General features: G+C 69.9%; 15 protein-coding genes. 5 read left to right on the top strand and 10 right to left on the bottom strand.

What is annotated here, in order from left to right:
- Positions 1-27 precede the first annotated feature (27 nt).
- Positions 28-348 carry a ribbon-helix-helix protein gene (locus VYJ16_RS09690; protein ID WP_336350102.1) on the bottom strand — a complete coding sequence of 107 codons (321 nt, stop codon included), beginning with the start codon at positions 346-348 and terminating at the stop codon, positions 28-30.
- Positions 349-492: 144 nt separating this feature from the next.
- Here VYJ16_RS09690 and VYJ16_RS09685 point away from each other — a divergent pair, with 144 nt between their 5' ends.
- On the top strand, positions 493-1,434 hold the full coding sequence (locus tag VYJ16_RS09685) for an HhH-GPD family protein (protein WP_336350101.1): 942 nt from the start codon (positions 493-495) through the stop codon (positions 1,432-1,434).
- A 131-nt stretch (positions 1,435-1,565) separates the two neighbouring features.
- On the opposite strand, the gene VYJ16_RS09680 is transcribed toward VYJ16_RS09685, so the two are convergent.
- The 4 genes from VYJ16_RS09680 to VYJ16_RS09665 all read right to left on the bottom strand — a co-directional run bounded on the left by VYJ16_RS09680 (position 1,566) and on the right by VYJ16_RS09665 (position 4,865).
- On the bottom strand, positions 1,566-1,793 hold the full coding sequence (locus tag VYJ16_RS09680; protein ID WP_336350100.1) for a hypothetical protein: 228 nt from the start codon (positions 1,791-1,793) through the stop codon (positions 1,566-1,568).
- Positions 1,783-2,043, bottom strand: coding sequence for a hypothetical protein (locus VYJ16_RS09675; RefSeq protein ID WP_336350099.1), 261 nt, complete (start codon positions 2,041-2,043; stop codon positions 1,783-1,785). Before VYJ16_RS09675 ends, VYJ16_RS09680 begins: the two co-directional genes overlap by 11 nt.
- A 165-nt stretch (positions 2,044-2,208) precedes the next feature.
- Positions 2,209-4,389 carry a heavy metal translocating P-type ATPase gene (locus tag VYJ16_RS09670; RefSeq protein WP_336350098.1) on the bottom strand — a complete coding sequence of 727 codons (2,181 nt, stop codon included), beginning with the start codon at positions 4,387-4,389 and terminating at the stop codon, positions 2,209-2,211.
- A gap of 47 nt (positions 4,390-4,436) precedes the next feature.
- Positions 4,437-4,865: a universal stress protein gene (locus VYJ16_RS09665; protein WP_336350097.1), complete on the bottom strand. Its 429-nt coding sequence runs from the start codon at positions 4,863-4,865 to the stop codon at positions 4,437-4,439.
- A gap of 185 nt (positions 4,866-5,050) precedes the next feature.
- On the opposite strand from VYJ16_RS09665, the gene VYJ16_RS09660 reads away from it, so the two are divergent.
- The 3 genes from VYJ16_RS09660 to VYJ16_RS09650 all read left to right on the top strand — a co-directional run bounded on the left by VYJ16_RS09660 (position 5,051) and on the right by VYJ16_RS09650 (position 7,234).
- Positions 5,051-5,752, top strand: coding sequence for a DUF3267 domain-containing protein (locus VYJ16_RS09660; RefSeq protein ID WP_336350096.1), 702 nt, complete (start codon positions 5,051-5,053; stop codon positions 5,750-5,752).
- Positions 5,753-5,794: 42 nt separating this feature from the next.
- Complete coding sequence (locus VYJ16_RS09655) at positions 5,795-6,574, top strand: helix-turn-helix transcriptional regulator (protein ID WP_336350095.1); 780 nt, start codon at positions 5,795-5,797, stop codon at positions 6,572-6,574.
- 81 nt (positions 6,575-6,655) lie between these two features.
- Positions 6,656-7,234, top strand: coding sequence for an NADPH-dependent FMN reductase (locus VYJ16_RS09650; RefSeq protein ID WP_336350094.1), 579 nt, complete (start codon positions 6,656-6,658; stop codon positions 7,232-7,234).
- Positions 7,235-7,267: 33 nt separating this feature from the next.
- Here VYJ16_RS09650 and VYJ16_RS09645 read toward each other — a convergent pair whose 3' ends face one another.
- From VYJ16_RS09645 to VYJ16_RS09630, 4 genes are all read right to left on the bottom strand, one after another.
- Positions 7,268-8,248, bottom strand: a complete 981-nt coding sequence (locus VYJ16_RS09645; protein ID WP_336350093.1) for an aldo/keto reductase — start codon at positions 8,246-8,248, stop codon at positions 7,268-7,270.
- 146 nt (positions 8,249-8,394) lie between these two features.
- On the bottom strand, positions 8,395-8,589 hold the full coding sequence (locus VYJ16_RS09640; RefSeq protein ID WP_227131326.1) for a 30S ribosomal protein S17e: 195 nt from the start codon (positions 8,587-8,589) through the stop codon (positions 8,395-8,397).
- A 108-nt stretch (positions 8,590-8,697) separates the two neighbouring features.
- Entirely contained in the window at positions 8,698-9,354 is a 657-nt protein-coding gene (locus VYJ16_RS09635) for a DUF447 domain-containing protein (RefSeq protein WP_336350092.1), read from the bottom strand.
- Positions 9,351-10,211 carry a triphosphoribosyl-dephospho-CoA synthase gene (locus tag VYJ16_RS09630; RefSeq protein WP_336350091.1) on the bottom strand — a complete coding sequence of 287 codons (861 nt, stop codon included), beginning with the start codon at positions 10,209-10,211 and terminating at the stop codon, positions 9,351-9,353. The genes VYJ16_RS09635 and VYJ16_RS09630 overlap by 4 nt, the downstream gene beginning before the upstream one ends.
- Before the next feature lie 150 nt (positions 10,212-10,361).
- On the opposite strand from VYJ16_RS09630, the gene VYJ16_RS09625 reads away from it, so the two are divergent.
- On the top strand, positions 10,362-12,521 hold the full coding sequence (locus tag VYJ16_RS09625) for a PAS domain S-box protein (protein ID WP_336350090.1): 2,160 nt from the start codon (positions 10,362-10,364) through the stop codon (positions 12,519-12,521).
- A 72-nt stretch (positions 12,522-12,593) separates the two neighbouring features.
- Here the strand turns inward: VYJ16_RS09625 and VYJ16_RS09620 are convergent, their stop codons facing one another.
- Positions 12,594-13,346 (bottom strand): tRNA-dihydrouridine synthase, encoded by a 753-nt coding sequence (locus VYJ16_RS09620; protein WP_336350089.1) that lies wholly within the window; start codon positions 13,344-13,346, stop codon positions 12,594-12,596.
- Positions 13,347-13,848 lie beyond the last annotated feature (502 nt).

Here is a 13,848-nt window from a genome sequence, read left to right as displayed (position 1 = left end):
TAGCGGCGGTCGCCGTCGTCGGGTCGACTAGAACTGGTAGCGGCGGTCGCCGTCGTCGGTCGGGTACGTCGACCCGCCGGTCATCTCGTCGTAGGTCATCCCGGAGAGGTACTCGTCGTACGTGACGTCGTAGTTCGCGCGCAGGTGGAAGTCGAGCTTTCCGGCGTCGACGGTCTGCTGGAAGAGCGCGTGGATGGCGCGCTCGATGAGGACGCTCGGGTCGTCGTTGTCCATCGCGGCCGCGAGCATCGCGAGTTCCGTGCGCGCCTCGGCGTCGAGGTGGAAGGTCGCGGTCTCCAGGTCGTCTGCGGTCTGCTGGACGTCGTCGGCGAGGTCGTCGAGACTCATGCTGTCAGGTGCGGGCCGTGGACGCCTACGCCTTTCGCTCCACTCACGCCGGGCGTCGGCGACCGCGTCGCGCGCCGGTGCGGAGCGCGGTTCGTGTGTCCGAGACCGGCAGTCCCTTGTCGGTCGGTTCCCGAGTCGGGATAAATGAGTGCAGGTGACGACGAGGGCGACGCGGCGGAGTCGTGGTCGCTCCCCGCGGACGTCGAGGCGGTGCAGGACGCGCTCGTGGAGTGGTACGAGCGCGACCACCGCGACTATCCCTGGCGGCGGACGGAGGACGCCTACGAGATACTCGTGTCGGAGGTGATGAGTCAGCAGACCCAGCTCGACCGGGTCGTCGACGCCTGGGAGGACTTCCTCGAGGAGTGGCCGGACGTCGAGGCGCTCGCGAGCGCGGACCGCGGGGACGTCGTCGGGTTCTGGACGAATCACTCGCTGGGGTACAACAATCGCGCGAAGTACCTCCACGAGGCCGCGAATCAGGTCGTGAGCGAGCACGACGGCGAGTTCCCGGAGACACCGGAAGGCCTCCAGGAGCTGATGGGGGTCGGGCCGTACACGGCGAACGCGGTGGCGAGCTTCGCGTTCAACCAGGGTGACGCGGTCGTGGACACGAACGTCAAACGCGTCCTGTATCGGGCGTTCGACGTGCCGGACGACGACGACGCGTTCGAGGCGGCGGCGGGCGACCTCATGCCGGCGGGCGAGTCCCGCGTGTGGAACAACGCCATCATGGAGCTCGGCGGGGTCGCGTGCGAGAAGACGCCGTCGTGCGACGAGGCGGGGTGTCCGTGGCGGCGGTGGTGTCACGCCTACGAATCCGGAGACTTCACGGCGCCGGACGTGCCGACGCAGCCGAGCTTCGAGGGGTCGCGCCGCCAGTTCCGCGGGCGCGTCGTGAACGTCCTCGGCGAGCACGGCGAGCTCGCGCTCGACGAACTCGGCCCGCGGATTCGCGTGGACTACGCGCCCGACGGCGAGTACGGCCGCGAGTGGCTGCGGGGGCTCCTCGCGGACCTCGACGACGACGGCCTCGTCGACCTAGACGGTTCGGGCGTGGACGCGACCGCGCGACTCCGGAAGTAGCGAACCCCGCTCGCGTCGAATCGACGTGTTGAACGCGTGCGCTGACATCTGCGGGGAGCGCCAGTAGTCCGGACGCACCCGTCCTCGGCAAGCACCGCACGGGGGGAGCACGAGCGCGCTCCGGCCGTCCGTCACTCGTCGACGTAGCTGGCGACTGATATCAGGAACCCGACCATCGCGGTGACCATCGCGATGGAGCCGACGACGACGACGGCGATGGCGAGGAGTGTCCCAGAGAGGACGGCGTTCGCCGCGACGATGAAGCTCGCGCTGACGAACGCGACCAGGACGAGGATGCGCCCGAACCGGCCGACTGGGAGGCGGTCGTCGCGAGTGACGGTTCGGTCTTCAGTTGCCATGGTCGAGGATGGTCCGGAGGACGCCCTGGTAGTCGTCGTCCGTGTACGAGTTCCCGAGCGAATGGATCGCTTGACACACCCAGACGCCGGCGGTGAAGTTGACGAACGCGACGAACGAGACGACCTGGAGCTGGCCGTCGAGGACGAGAGCGGACGCGAGCGCGCCGACGAACGCCCCAGCCATGAACGCGTGCGTGAGGAGGGACCGGGAGCCGAAGTCGGCGAGCGTCCGGAACGTGTTCGCTACCATCGTGTCCGGCTAGATGCGCGGCAGTGCCTTCTGTCTCGGTCTCAGTTGCCGTCGTCTACTGACCAGTCGCTGACGCGCTGGCGCGTCTCCGCATCGCGGAAGTGGAGGACGACGGCTTCGTCGAACGACACTCGCGCTGACGCGAATTCCTCCCGAGCGAGCGCGTCATCCTCGAAAGCCGAGCAGCCGAAGGCCGTTCAGCGACACCAGGACGGTCGACCCTTCGTGCCCGATGACCGCGAGCGGGAGCGGGATTCCCTGGAGGAGGATCGCGCCGACCATCACGCCGATCGCGCCGAAGGCGATCGCGAGGTTGACGGTGAGCGTCCGGCGCGTCTTCCGGCCCAGACCGAGCACGTACGGTATCTTGTCGAGTTCGTCGCCCATCAGGACGACGTCGGCGGTGTCGAGCGCGACGTCGGTCCCGGCACCGCCCATCGCGATGCCGAGGGTGGCGGTGGCGAGCGCCGGTGCGTCGTTGACGCCGTCGCCGACCATCGCGACGTTCTCGTGTCGCTCGACGAGCGTCTCGATGGTCTCGACCTTCTCCTCGGGCAGGAGCGCCGCCTGGACCTCGTCGATACCGACCTCGTCGGCGATGCGCTGGGCGACGCGCTCGTTGTCGCCGGTGAGCATGACGATGTGCTCCACGCCGAGCGACCGGAGGTCCGCTATCATCTGGGCGGCGTCGGGACGCACCGCGTCCGTGAACGCGAGCCACCCGACGACGCGGTGGTCGCCGTCTCGCTCTCGGACGACGAGCACGGCCGTCTTCCCCGCGGCCTCCATCTCGCGAAGCCGCTCGAAGCCCGCTTCGACGCCGCCGATCGTCGCGTCATCGAGGACGGTCTCGACGTAGCTCCGGTTCCCGATGTGGATGGTCTCCCCGTCGACCTCGGCACTGACGCCCTTCCCGGCGGCGGACTGGAACCGCTGAGCGTCGGGGACCGCGAGCGACCGGTCGTCCGCGGCCGCGACGGTCGCTCGAGCGAGATGGTGCTCGGAGCGCGCCTGGACCGCGGCCGCGACCGAGAGCACCTCGTCTTCCGTCGGCGGGTCGTCGACGCCGTTCTCGCGGACGACGACGTCCGTCAGCGTCGTGTCCCCGCGCGTGAGCGTCCCGGTCTTGTCGAACGCGACCGCGTCGATGCGAGCCGCGGTCTCGACGTGCTCCCCGCCCTTGAACAGGACGCCCTGGCGGCCGCCGGACGCGATCGCGGACAGTACCGCCGCGGGCGTCGAGATGACGACCGCGCACGGCGACGCGGCGACCATGAGCGTCATCGCCCGGTAGAACGTCGCCGCGAACTCGCCTCCGAGCGCCATCGGTACGGCGATGGCCGCGGTCGTGAGCGCGAACACGCCGAGGACGTACGGTTGTTCGAGGCGGTCGATGAGGCGCTGCGTCGGCGCCTTCTCGCTCTGCGCGCGCTCGACCATCGTGATGAGGCGACTGATGGCCGACTCGTGTGCCTGCCGCGTCACCTCGATCTCGAGGCTCCCACTCTCGTTCATCGTGCCACCGAACACCTCGTCGCCGGGCGCCTTCGGGACGGGCACGGACTCGCCGGTGAGCGACGCCTGGTCCACGGAGCCCTCGCCGTCCGCGACGACGCCGTCGAGCGGAATCCTGTCGCCGGGCCGGACGACGAACACGTCGCCGACGGCGACCTCGTCTATCGGGACGGTGACCTCCTCGCCGTCGCGCAGCACCTGCGCTTGCTCCGGTCGCATCTCGACGAGCGACCGGATCGCTCGACGCGACCGACCGATGGCGTAGTGCTGGAGCGTGTTCGAGAGCGAGAACAGGAAGAGGAGCATCGCGCCCTCGAACGGGGCGCCGATCGAGAGCGCGCCCAGGGCCGCGACGATCATCAGGAGGTCGATGTCGACCGCGCGATGACGGAGCGTCTCGATGGCGCCCACCAGTCCGTACCAGCCACCGAAGACGTACGCAACGCCGTAGCCCGCCCAGGCGAGCAGTTGTGGGCCGCCGAGCCAGCCGGTCGCCAGCCCCGTCACCATCCCGGCGAACGTCAGCGCGACGAACGCGCCCTCGCGCCTGAGTTCCGACCGCGAGGTCGCTTCGTCGCCCGTCGACTCGGCGTCGTCGTCGACGGAGACGTTCCGGTCGCGGACCGCGGCCCGGAGGTCGCGCTCGGAGGTGACCTGCTCGTCGTACGTTATCCGAACGCTCCCCGTTCGGAACGACACGTCGACGTCGTGGACGCCGCTGGTCTCCCGGAGGTGGCGTTCGAGTGCTCGTGCACCGGCTTCGCCACGACCGCCGCGTCGCGCTATCCGGACGGTGCACGTCGCTGGGGCGGGCGAGTCCGGGTCGGTCACGTCGCGGTCCGAGCCTGGCGGATCGGTACGGCGTTGATTCGAGCGGCTCATCCGACGACCGTCACCGGGAACCGTGCGCGACGCGTAATCGTCTCGGCGACGCTCCCCAGGAGCGTCCGGTCGAGTCCCGAACGGCCGTGACTCCCCATGACGATCTGGTCGACGTCGTGCTCTCTGGCGTACTCGAGGATCGTTCGCGCCGGCTTTCCGACCTCCGTGACGGTGTCGAGGTCGACGTCGTGAGGGGCGGCGACGTCCCTGGCTCGCGAGTGGATGCTGGCCGCTCGGTCCGTCGCGTCGTCGTACCAGTCTTCGGCGACCGGGAGGCCGCCAGCCTCCACGTCAAGGACGGCGTCGAAGGGACTGATGACGTATATCGTGGTGAGCGATGCACCCGGGAACGTCTCGATCGCGTACGTGAGCGCTCGTTCGGAGAGTGGAGAACCGTCGAAGGCGACGAGCACGCGTTCGGGCATGAGGGAACGTTCATCGCGAGTCGAGATTAACGTACTGCTCGCCGGGTCCCGGTCGAGAGCACGCCCAGAGCTCGACGAATGGATGTCGCTTCCGGGCCTCGGCGGCACCGCATCGATGCGGCACGAGCGAGCGCGCGTGTAACCCGTGCAGGACGCATTAGTACGCGGCCCGTATCTGTCAGCGTATGGCCGACGTCGAGGACGGTCGTGACGGCCCGCGCGACCGCGTCCCCGACGAGGTGGCGAGCGAGCACGACCCTGACGCGACCGTGCTCCCGGCGACGCCGGTCGGGTACGCCGACCCCGTCGAGTTCCGGTACCCGACCGTCGTGCTCGTCGTGCTCGTGGGGACGCTGACGGTTCTGTCGCTGCTCGCGTTCGGGTGGGTGCTCTACGTCGCGCAGGGGCCCGACGCGCTCGCGACCGCGTTCGCGGTCGAGGAGACCGCGGACAGCGTGACGTTCACGACGAACGTGAGCGTCCTCGCGCTCGCGCTCGCGTTCGGCGTCGTGGGCGTCACCGTCCTCCACGAGTTCGTGCACGGGCTCGCGTATCGGCTCCTCGGGTACGACGTCTCCTACGGCGTGCTCGTCGGGATGGGCGCGTTCTACGCCGCCGCGTTCCACCAGTTCCAGCGTCGAGACCACAACCTCGTCGTCGGCATCGCACCGCTCGTCGTCGTCGACGCCGTCCTCCTCGCGGCGCTCTTCGTTCCGGACTCGACCGTCGCGTTCGTGGCGTTCGTCGGCCTGCTGTTCAACACTGCCGGCGCCGCGGGCGACGTCTACCTCGTCGCGACCCTCCTCGGGTTGCCAGACGACGCGCTCCTCTACGACAGCGACGCGCGCCACAGCTACGTCTTCCACCCCGAGCGACGGTTCGAGTGAACTGCCGTAAGGCGTAAGAACGCGCCGACGAACATGCTGGGTATGAATCCGGGTGAGCGCGACGAGCTCGTGCGGACGCTCACTCGCCGGCGCGAGGTGCTCGAAGCGCTCGACGATAGCGCGTGCCGCAAGCCCGAGCTGGCGAGGGAGCTGGACGTGGCTCGGTCGACGGTGGACCGCACGATACGCCAGTTGGGGACGCAGGCGCTCGTCGAGCGCGGTGAGGGCGGCTACGAGTTGACGACGTGCGGCGAGGTTGCGGTCGACCTCTACGAGCGGTTCGCGTCGCGACTGGACGCGATGTGTGACGCGCGGGACGTCGTCGCGAAGCTGCCGTCTCGCGAGTTCGCGCACCCGGACGTGCTCGAGGACGCGACCGTGATTCGCGCGGCGTCGTCGGCACCCGACCGCCCGGTGCGGGCGTTCCTCGACATCGTCGAGGACGCCGAGCACGCGCGCGGGTTCTCGCCGACGGCGTACGGCGCGTACGTCGACGTGTTCGAGCGTCGCGTCGTCGACGCGGGGATGACCGCCGAGTTCGCGTTCAGCGACGACGCGCTCGCGGAGCTGACGACGACGCACCGCGAGCCCATCCAGCGGGCGGTCGAGACGGGCCGCGTGGCGGTGCATCGCATCGAGTCGCTCCCGATGGTGGGCGTGAGCGTCCTCCAGCGGGAGGACGGGTCGCGGGTGCTGGCGATGGGCGTCTACGACGGGACGGGGATGGCGGCGCTCGTGAAGAACGACACGGAGAGCGCGCTCTCGTGGGGTGACGCGCTCGTCGACGACTACTTCGAGCGCGCGGACGAGATGCCGCTGTAGGGTCGTCGTCGCCGGGTGCGGCGACGGCCACGACCCGGCGTCGACAGTGGGTTTTTCAGGTCGGCCGTCGACGGTCGTTCCATGGCTGAGAACGTGCACGTCGTCGCGCTATGCGGGAGTCTCAGGGACGCGAGTCACACGCGGACCGCGCTCGAGGTCGCGCTGGATGCGGCGAGTGAGGCGGGCGCGAGCACGGAGCTCGTCGACCTCCGCGCACTCGACCTCCAGGTGTTCGACGCGGACGCGGACGACGCCGGGGACGCCGACGAGTTGCGAGAGACGGTCGCGTCCGCGGACGCCATCCTCCTGGGGACGCCGATGTACCACGGGTCGTACTCGTCGCCGCTGAAGACCGCGCTCGACTACTGCGGGTTCGACGAGTTCGAGGACAAGACCGTCGGTCTCCTGGCGGTGGCCGGCGGCGGGTTCCCCGTGACCGCGCTCGAGCACCTGCGGTCCGTCTGCCGCGCGCTCGACGCGTGGGTCATCCCGCATCAGGCCGCGATACCGAAGGCCTACGACGCGTTCGAGGACGGCGCGTTCGTCGACGACGGCCTCGCGGAGCGCGTGCGGACGCTCGGCCGGCAAGCGGTCCAGTACGCGAACATCGAACCGGACCCGGACAGCTTCGAGAGCCAGGAGAACGTCGGCGCGCGCTGACCCCCAGTTGTGGGTCGACCGCGGTCGGTCGCGCTACCAGCGGTGGTGGACGTGCTCGCGGACGTACTCGTCGTAGACGGCGTCGACGGCGGCGCGCTCCTCGGCGGTCGGCGCGGCGCGGTCGGCGGCGGCGACGTTCGACCGGACGTGCGCGGGCGTCGTCGTGCCCGGGATGACGGTCGTGACGGCGTCGTGGTCGAGTATCCACCGGAGCGTGAAGCTCGCGAGGTCCTCGACGCCGGCGCGGGATTGGAGTTCGTCGACGGCCTCCAGTCCGGTCTCGAAGGGGACGCCGGCGAACGTCTCGCCGACGTCGAACGCCTCGCCGTCGCGGTTGAAGTTCCGGTGGTCGTTCTCGGGGAACTCGTCGTCCGCGGAGAGCGCGCCCGTGAGGAGGCCCGAGGCGTAGGGCACGCGCACGATGACGCCGACGTTCTCGTCGGCGGCACGGTCGAGGAAGTGTTCTGCTGGCCGCTGCCGGAACGGATTGAAGATGATCTGGACGGACTCGACGCCCGGATACTCGATCGCTTTCAGCCCTTCTTCGACGCGTTCGACGCTGACGCCGTAGTGCGCGATGCGGTCCTCGTCGACGAGCGTCTCCAGCGCGTCGAACGTCTCGGGTCGGTAGTAGACGTGCGTGGGCGGACAGTGCAACTGGAGGAGGTCGAGCGTCTCCACAGCGAGGTTCTCGCGCGACCGGTCGACGAACTCGCGGAGGTGCGCGAGGTCGTAGTCGTCGGCGACGTGCGGGTCGAGGCGTCGCCCGGCCTTCGTCGCGACGAACGGATCGGCGTCGTGCTCGGCGAGGACGTCCGCGATGAGGGACTCGCTCCGCCCGTCGCCGTAGACGTCGGCGGTGTCGAGGAACGTCACGCCCGCGTCGAGCGCGGCGCGGACGACGTCACGTCCCTGCTCTTCTGGGACGTCACCCCACGCGCCGCCTATCTGCCACGTGCCGAGGCCGACCGCTGTCACCGACTCGCCCGTCGAACCGAGTTGTCGTTCGTCCATGCGGCACGCGAGCGCCCCTCGTCGCGTAAGCGTGTCGCCCGCGGCAGGCCTCGGGGGCGTCGACCGCGACCGGAATCGACGCGTACCGGTCGACGTTTCGCGGCGCTGTCGCTATCGGTCGCGGGGAACTCGAGAGAAACGGCGCGTTACGCTTCGGCCGCGGCGGTGTTCTTCTTGCGCGTGACGTAGCCCGCGACGCGGTTGCGGACGCCCTTGGATTCGATGTTCGTGAGCTTCGCGACGCTGTCCTTGTTCGTCTCGAAGTCGGTCGTGAACGCCTTCGGGTACTGCTCGAGGAGGATGGTACCCGTCTTCTTGACGTAGTCGGGTTTGATGGCCATACCGATTCGTTCCCCGTTCGCCCCCAAAAAGGGTTCGTTCTCCGGGCGTCGTGCGGATTCGCCACGGCGGGTGCCCCGGGTGCGCCGCGACCGGCTCGACCGCCCCGGTCAGTCCTCTGGGAGGTCGCCTGTGGGCGTCCAGTCGTCGGTGAGGGCGGCGCAGCGGCGGATGGCTTCGCGTTCGCGCGCGCCGCCGCAGGTCGCGACGACGTCGACGGCGCGCTCCAATCGCTCGCGGAGCGCGTCGTCGTCGAACCCGGGGACGCCGAGGCGCGAGGCGGCGACGGTCGCGTCGACGACCGCGGCGTGCCCGCGGTTGACGACCGGGACGACGCGTCGCCGCACCGCCGACTCGACGGGGTCGAGGCGCCACGTCTCGATGCGCGTCCCGTCCTCGTCGCGCGCGTCGACCTGCGTCGCGTCGACGCGCACCCACGCGTCCGCCGACTCGAGCACTGGGTCGTCGGTCTCGAAGACGTCGAGCGCCGCGTTCGTGAAGTCGACGGCGTCGGTCGTGAACTGGACGACGCCCCCGCCGCGGCCGTGGAGGTTCCGGCGCGTTCGCGTGTTCCCGTACGTGAACGCGGTGACTGCGTGCAGTCGACCGTCGTCGTCGCGGGTCGACGCCGGGCCGTCGGCGTGCACGCCGAGCGCGGCCTGATTCCAGCGGTCGTTCGGGCCGAGCGTCGCCACCACCGTCTCGGTGACGCCCCGCAAGCGCGTCGGCCAGGGGTCGGACTCCAAGTTCCGTTCGGTGTCGGTCACGGCGTCACCCCGTAGCGTTCGAGCGCGACGAACAGCGCGCCGGCGGTGAGGTCGGCGGTCGTCCCGGGGTTGACGCCGCGGGCGACGAGGTCCTCGGCGAACGCGGTGACCGCGTCCCGGTCCGGCGCGCAGGGAGCGGCGTCCTCGCGGAGTTCGGCGGCGCGGTCGGTGACCTCGCGGGCGACGTCGTCGCCGTGTTTCTCGGCGACGAGCGTGTCGGGTTCGGCGGCGAGGAGGGCGAGGAAGGCGTCGGCGGCGCGCTCGCCGAGGGAGCCGTCCGCGGCGGCGATGCGGTCGGCGGCCGCGAACGTCCGCTCGAACCCGGTCGTCCACTCGGCGGCGACGCCGTCGCGGTCCGCGCTGTCGCGCATGAGGTCGGCGAGCGTGAGCCCGCGGTCCTCGACGGCCGGGACGGCGTCGCTCCCGCGGCGGACGTCCAGTTCGGGGGCGTCCGCGGGCGGGTCGCCGACGAAGACGTCGACGTGGTCGAACGCCCGGTAGAACGCGGCGGCGTCGGCGACCGTCGTCGCCGCGACGACGTCGCGGACGCGGTCCCGGGAGAGCTCGCCGGTCGCTGCGGTCCGCACGAGCGGCGCGAGCACGAGGAGCGCGCCGAACTGCGTGTTCGTCTCGGCGCGGTCGCTCATCCCCGCCACCGCGCGCTCGAACCCGTCGCCGAGCCCGAAGTTCGGGTCGCAGCACGCGTCCAGTCCGGGGCGCGCGCCGACGGCACCGGCGAGGAACTGCTCGAACCGGAGGTCCGCGAGGTCGCGCTCGCGGTCGACGTTCCCGGGCTTGGGCGTGCCCGCGACCTCGACGAGGAGCGCGAGTTCGGCGTTCGCCGCTGTCGAATGCACGAGAGACCGTTCGCGTGCCCCGCGAAAAACTCCGGCGGATGCCGGCACCACCTGCCGACGCACCCCCACCCCAGGGGCTTGTGCGTCCATGCAGGACCTCACTGGGTTCCCCCCAAGCGTTTACTCGCCGCCTCGATTTCGTCTAGGGAGATGGCTGGGTGGCGAGACGCGACGACCGACGCGGTACGGGTCCTCCACGTCGACGACGACGAGCAACTGCTCGACCTCACCGCGACGTCCCTCGAGCGGGTCGACGACGACTTCGAGGTCACCACCGCCGTCGGCGCGCCCGCCGGACTCGACGTCCTCGACGACGCGCACGTGGACTGCATCGTCAGCGACTACCAGATGCCAGCGATGGACGGCCTCGAGTTCCTCGAACGCGTCCGAGAGACCCATCCGGAACTCCCGTTCGTGCTGTTCACTGGGGAAGGCTCCGAGACGGTTGCGAGCGACGCTATCGCCGCCGGTGCGACCGACTACGTCCCGAAGGGTGGGGGGAGCGACCGGTTCGAGGTGCTCGCGAACCGCGTCCGGAACGCCGTCGACGCGATGCGTGCGGAACGCGAGGTCGAACGAACCGCAGCGCGCTTCCAGCGCGTGTGCGACACCGCGCCGGTCCCCATCGGGATCGTCGACGACGCGCTCCGGGTTCGGTACGCGAACGACGCCTGCGTCGAGTTCTTCGCGGCGGACGACGAGACGGACCTCCTCGGGGAGTCCGCGGCGGCGCTCGTCCATCCCGCCGACCGCGACCGCGCCGCCGAACGCGTCCGCGCCGTCCTCGAGGAGCGCGAAACCCCGAACGCGGTCGAGACGCGGTTCCTCACCGAGAACGACGACTCGAAGTACGGCGTCGTGACGTCCGCGCCCGTGGAGTACGAGGGCCGACCGGCCGCACAGGTCGTCATCGACGACGTCACCGCGGAACGCACCGCGACCGAGCACCACGAGGTCGTCCGACGGGATGGCTTCACGCGGTCGCTCCTGGAGGCGCTCGACGGCGTGTTCTTCGTGTTCCAGGTCGACGACGGACTCGTCGAGTGGAACGACAGCATGGAGGCGGTCACGGGGTACGACGCCGACGCGCTCGCGGGCGCATCGCCGGGGAAGTTCGTCCCGCCGGAGTACCACGACCGCGTCGAGGAGGACGTCCGGACCGTCCGCGACGGCGGGTCCGTGCGGTACGACGGCGAGCTGTTGACCGCCGACGGCGAACGGATACCCTACGAGATGCACGTCGCGAGCTACGAGGACGCCGACGGCCGCCAGTTCGGCGTCGGGTTCGGCCAGGAGATCACGGAGCGCGTGACTCGCGAGAAGCGCGTCCGCGAACGCAAAGAGCAGTTGGAGACCATCGTGCAGCACTTCCCGGTCGTGGCGTTCACCGTCGACGCGGACGGCGTGTTCACGCGGTCGGTCGGCGCGGGCCTGGACGGCCTGGGTATCGAGCCGGGTGAGCTCGTCGGCGAGTCCATCTACGACGTCTACGGCGAGCACGAGGCGGTCCTCGAGAACTACGAGAGCGCGCTCGCCGGGTCGTCCGCCGAGTCGACGATCACCGTCGGCGACGTGACGTTCGAGACGCGCTACGAACCCGTCCTCGAGGACGGCGACGTGAGCCAGGTGGTCGGCGTGGCGTTCGACGTGACGGACCGCGTCGAGCACCGCGAGGCGCTGGAGGCGAAGAACGAGCGCTTGGAGGAGTTCGCGAGCGTCCTCAGTCACGACCTCCGGAACCCGCTGAGTCTCGCGTCGGGGACCGTCGAGGTGCTCGCCGAGCACGTCGACGCGGACGGCCGCGAGCACCTGGACACGATACGGACGGCGCACGACCGCATGGAGCGCATCGTCGACGACGTGCTCGCGCTCGCCAGGGGCGGGAGCGACGTCGAGACCGCGCCCGTTTCGAGCGCGTCGGTCGTTGACTTGGCGGTGGAGACGGTCGATACGGAGGACGTGGAGGTGACCGTCGACTACGACGCGGTCGTCGAGGCGAACGAGGGGTCGTTCGTGCGGCTCGTCGAGAACCTCGTGCGGAACGCGGTCGAGCACGGCGGCGAGCGCGTCGTCGTGGCCGGACTACGCGACGACGACGGGTTCTACGTCGCCGACGACGGGGCCGGACTCGACGAGGCGGTCGAGGCGTCGCTGTTCCAGCCGGGCGTGACCACTGACGGAAACGGAACGGGGCTCGGACTCGCCATCGTCTCGGACATCGCGGACGCGCACGACTGGACGGTCGACGTCCGCGAGGACTCCGACCTCGGCGGTGCACGGTTCGAGGTCCGGGGCGTCGAGTCGGCCTGACCGCGGGTCGAGTCCGGGGCGTCGAGTCGGCGTGACCGCGGGCTCGGTCTGTGCGCCAGCGTGACCGACCGGTTACGTCGTCGACGCGTGGGCTGCGTCGAGCGCGTCGCTGACGCGTTCGAGGGCGACCGGGTCGGTGCTCGGGCGGCCGACGCTGACGGCGTCCGCGCCGTAGGCGAGGTACTCGCGGACGCTCGCCTCGTCCCTGACCTCGTTGTTCGCGACGACGAACAGCGACGGTGCCGCGTCGACGACGCCCGCGATGGCGTGCTCGCTGTCCATCGCGTCGACGTGCAGGACGGTCGCGCCGGCGTCCGCGACGGCGCGTGCGGTCGCCGCGAGGTCGACGCCGTCGACGCCGGCGCGGACCTTGACGGAGACGGTCGCACCGGTCTCCGCGGCTGCGGCGACGTACTCGCGGAGCCGTGCGGTGTCGGCGAGGAGCGTCTCCCCGCAGCCGACCGCGCAGAGTTCGTCCTGGCGACAGTGCGCATTCACCTCGACGACTGCGTCGTGACTCGCACAGACCGCGGCCGCCTCGCGCACCGGCGCTGGCGACGTCGCGCGGACGTTCACGCCCGCCCGGAGGTCGACGTCGGCGAGCGCATCGAGCTGGTCGTCGATCCACGCGAACGGGTCGTCGGGGAGGAACTCGTTCCGGTCGCGCGCCACGAGGTCCCGCGCCGCTGCGCGCGAGGGCTCGTCGAGCGCGATACCGCCGAGGAACGCCGCCCCAGCGTACTGCGCGCCCGCTCTCGCCCACTCGGCGTCGGCATCACCCGAGAGGCTCGCGAGCGCGAGCGGCGGGTCGAACGGAGCGTCCATACGCCCGCTAGCGCGCCCAGTCACTCCACTGCGTCGGTTCCACTGGTTCGCCAGCTAATCTGTTCACGGACGTCGTCTCGATGAATCACCCGTTCGATCCACCTTGGGATGTGAGTAGAGTGCAGAGAGAGTGGCCGTTTGGAAAAGATGCCAGTCACGTGGCAAAATAATAATCAAATTGTCATTATTGGTCGTGCCTTCTGATGGCACCTTAGGCACATACATCTAGTTTGGCTATGATTCCACAAAACCTTTTTATTCAGAATATCCAACGGTGATTGTGCGGCGTAGACAGTACCTTGCCGCCCTCCTGTCCTCCACGATCTCCGCAGGATGCACGGACCGATTACCACAAACCACAGACTCCTCCACCACGACAGTCACCACCGAAGAGAGAACAACTACCCAAACGACGACCACAACTACACAAGCGACGTGTCGTCCCACACCGTGGCGACAACATCACCGAAACTCAGCACGTACAAGCTACTATCCCTGTCCT

It is taken from the genome of Halorubellus litoreus (assembly GCF_037081675.1).
In the GTDB taxonomy this organism is placed as follows: domain Archaea; phylum Halobacteriota; class Halobacteria; order Halobacteriales; family Natrialbaceae; genus Halorubellus; species Halorubellus litoreus.
The sequence above is the reverse complement of the archived record's forward strand: the minus strand, read 5'-3'. Positions and strand labels throughout refer to the sequence as shown.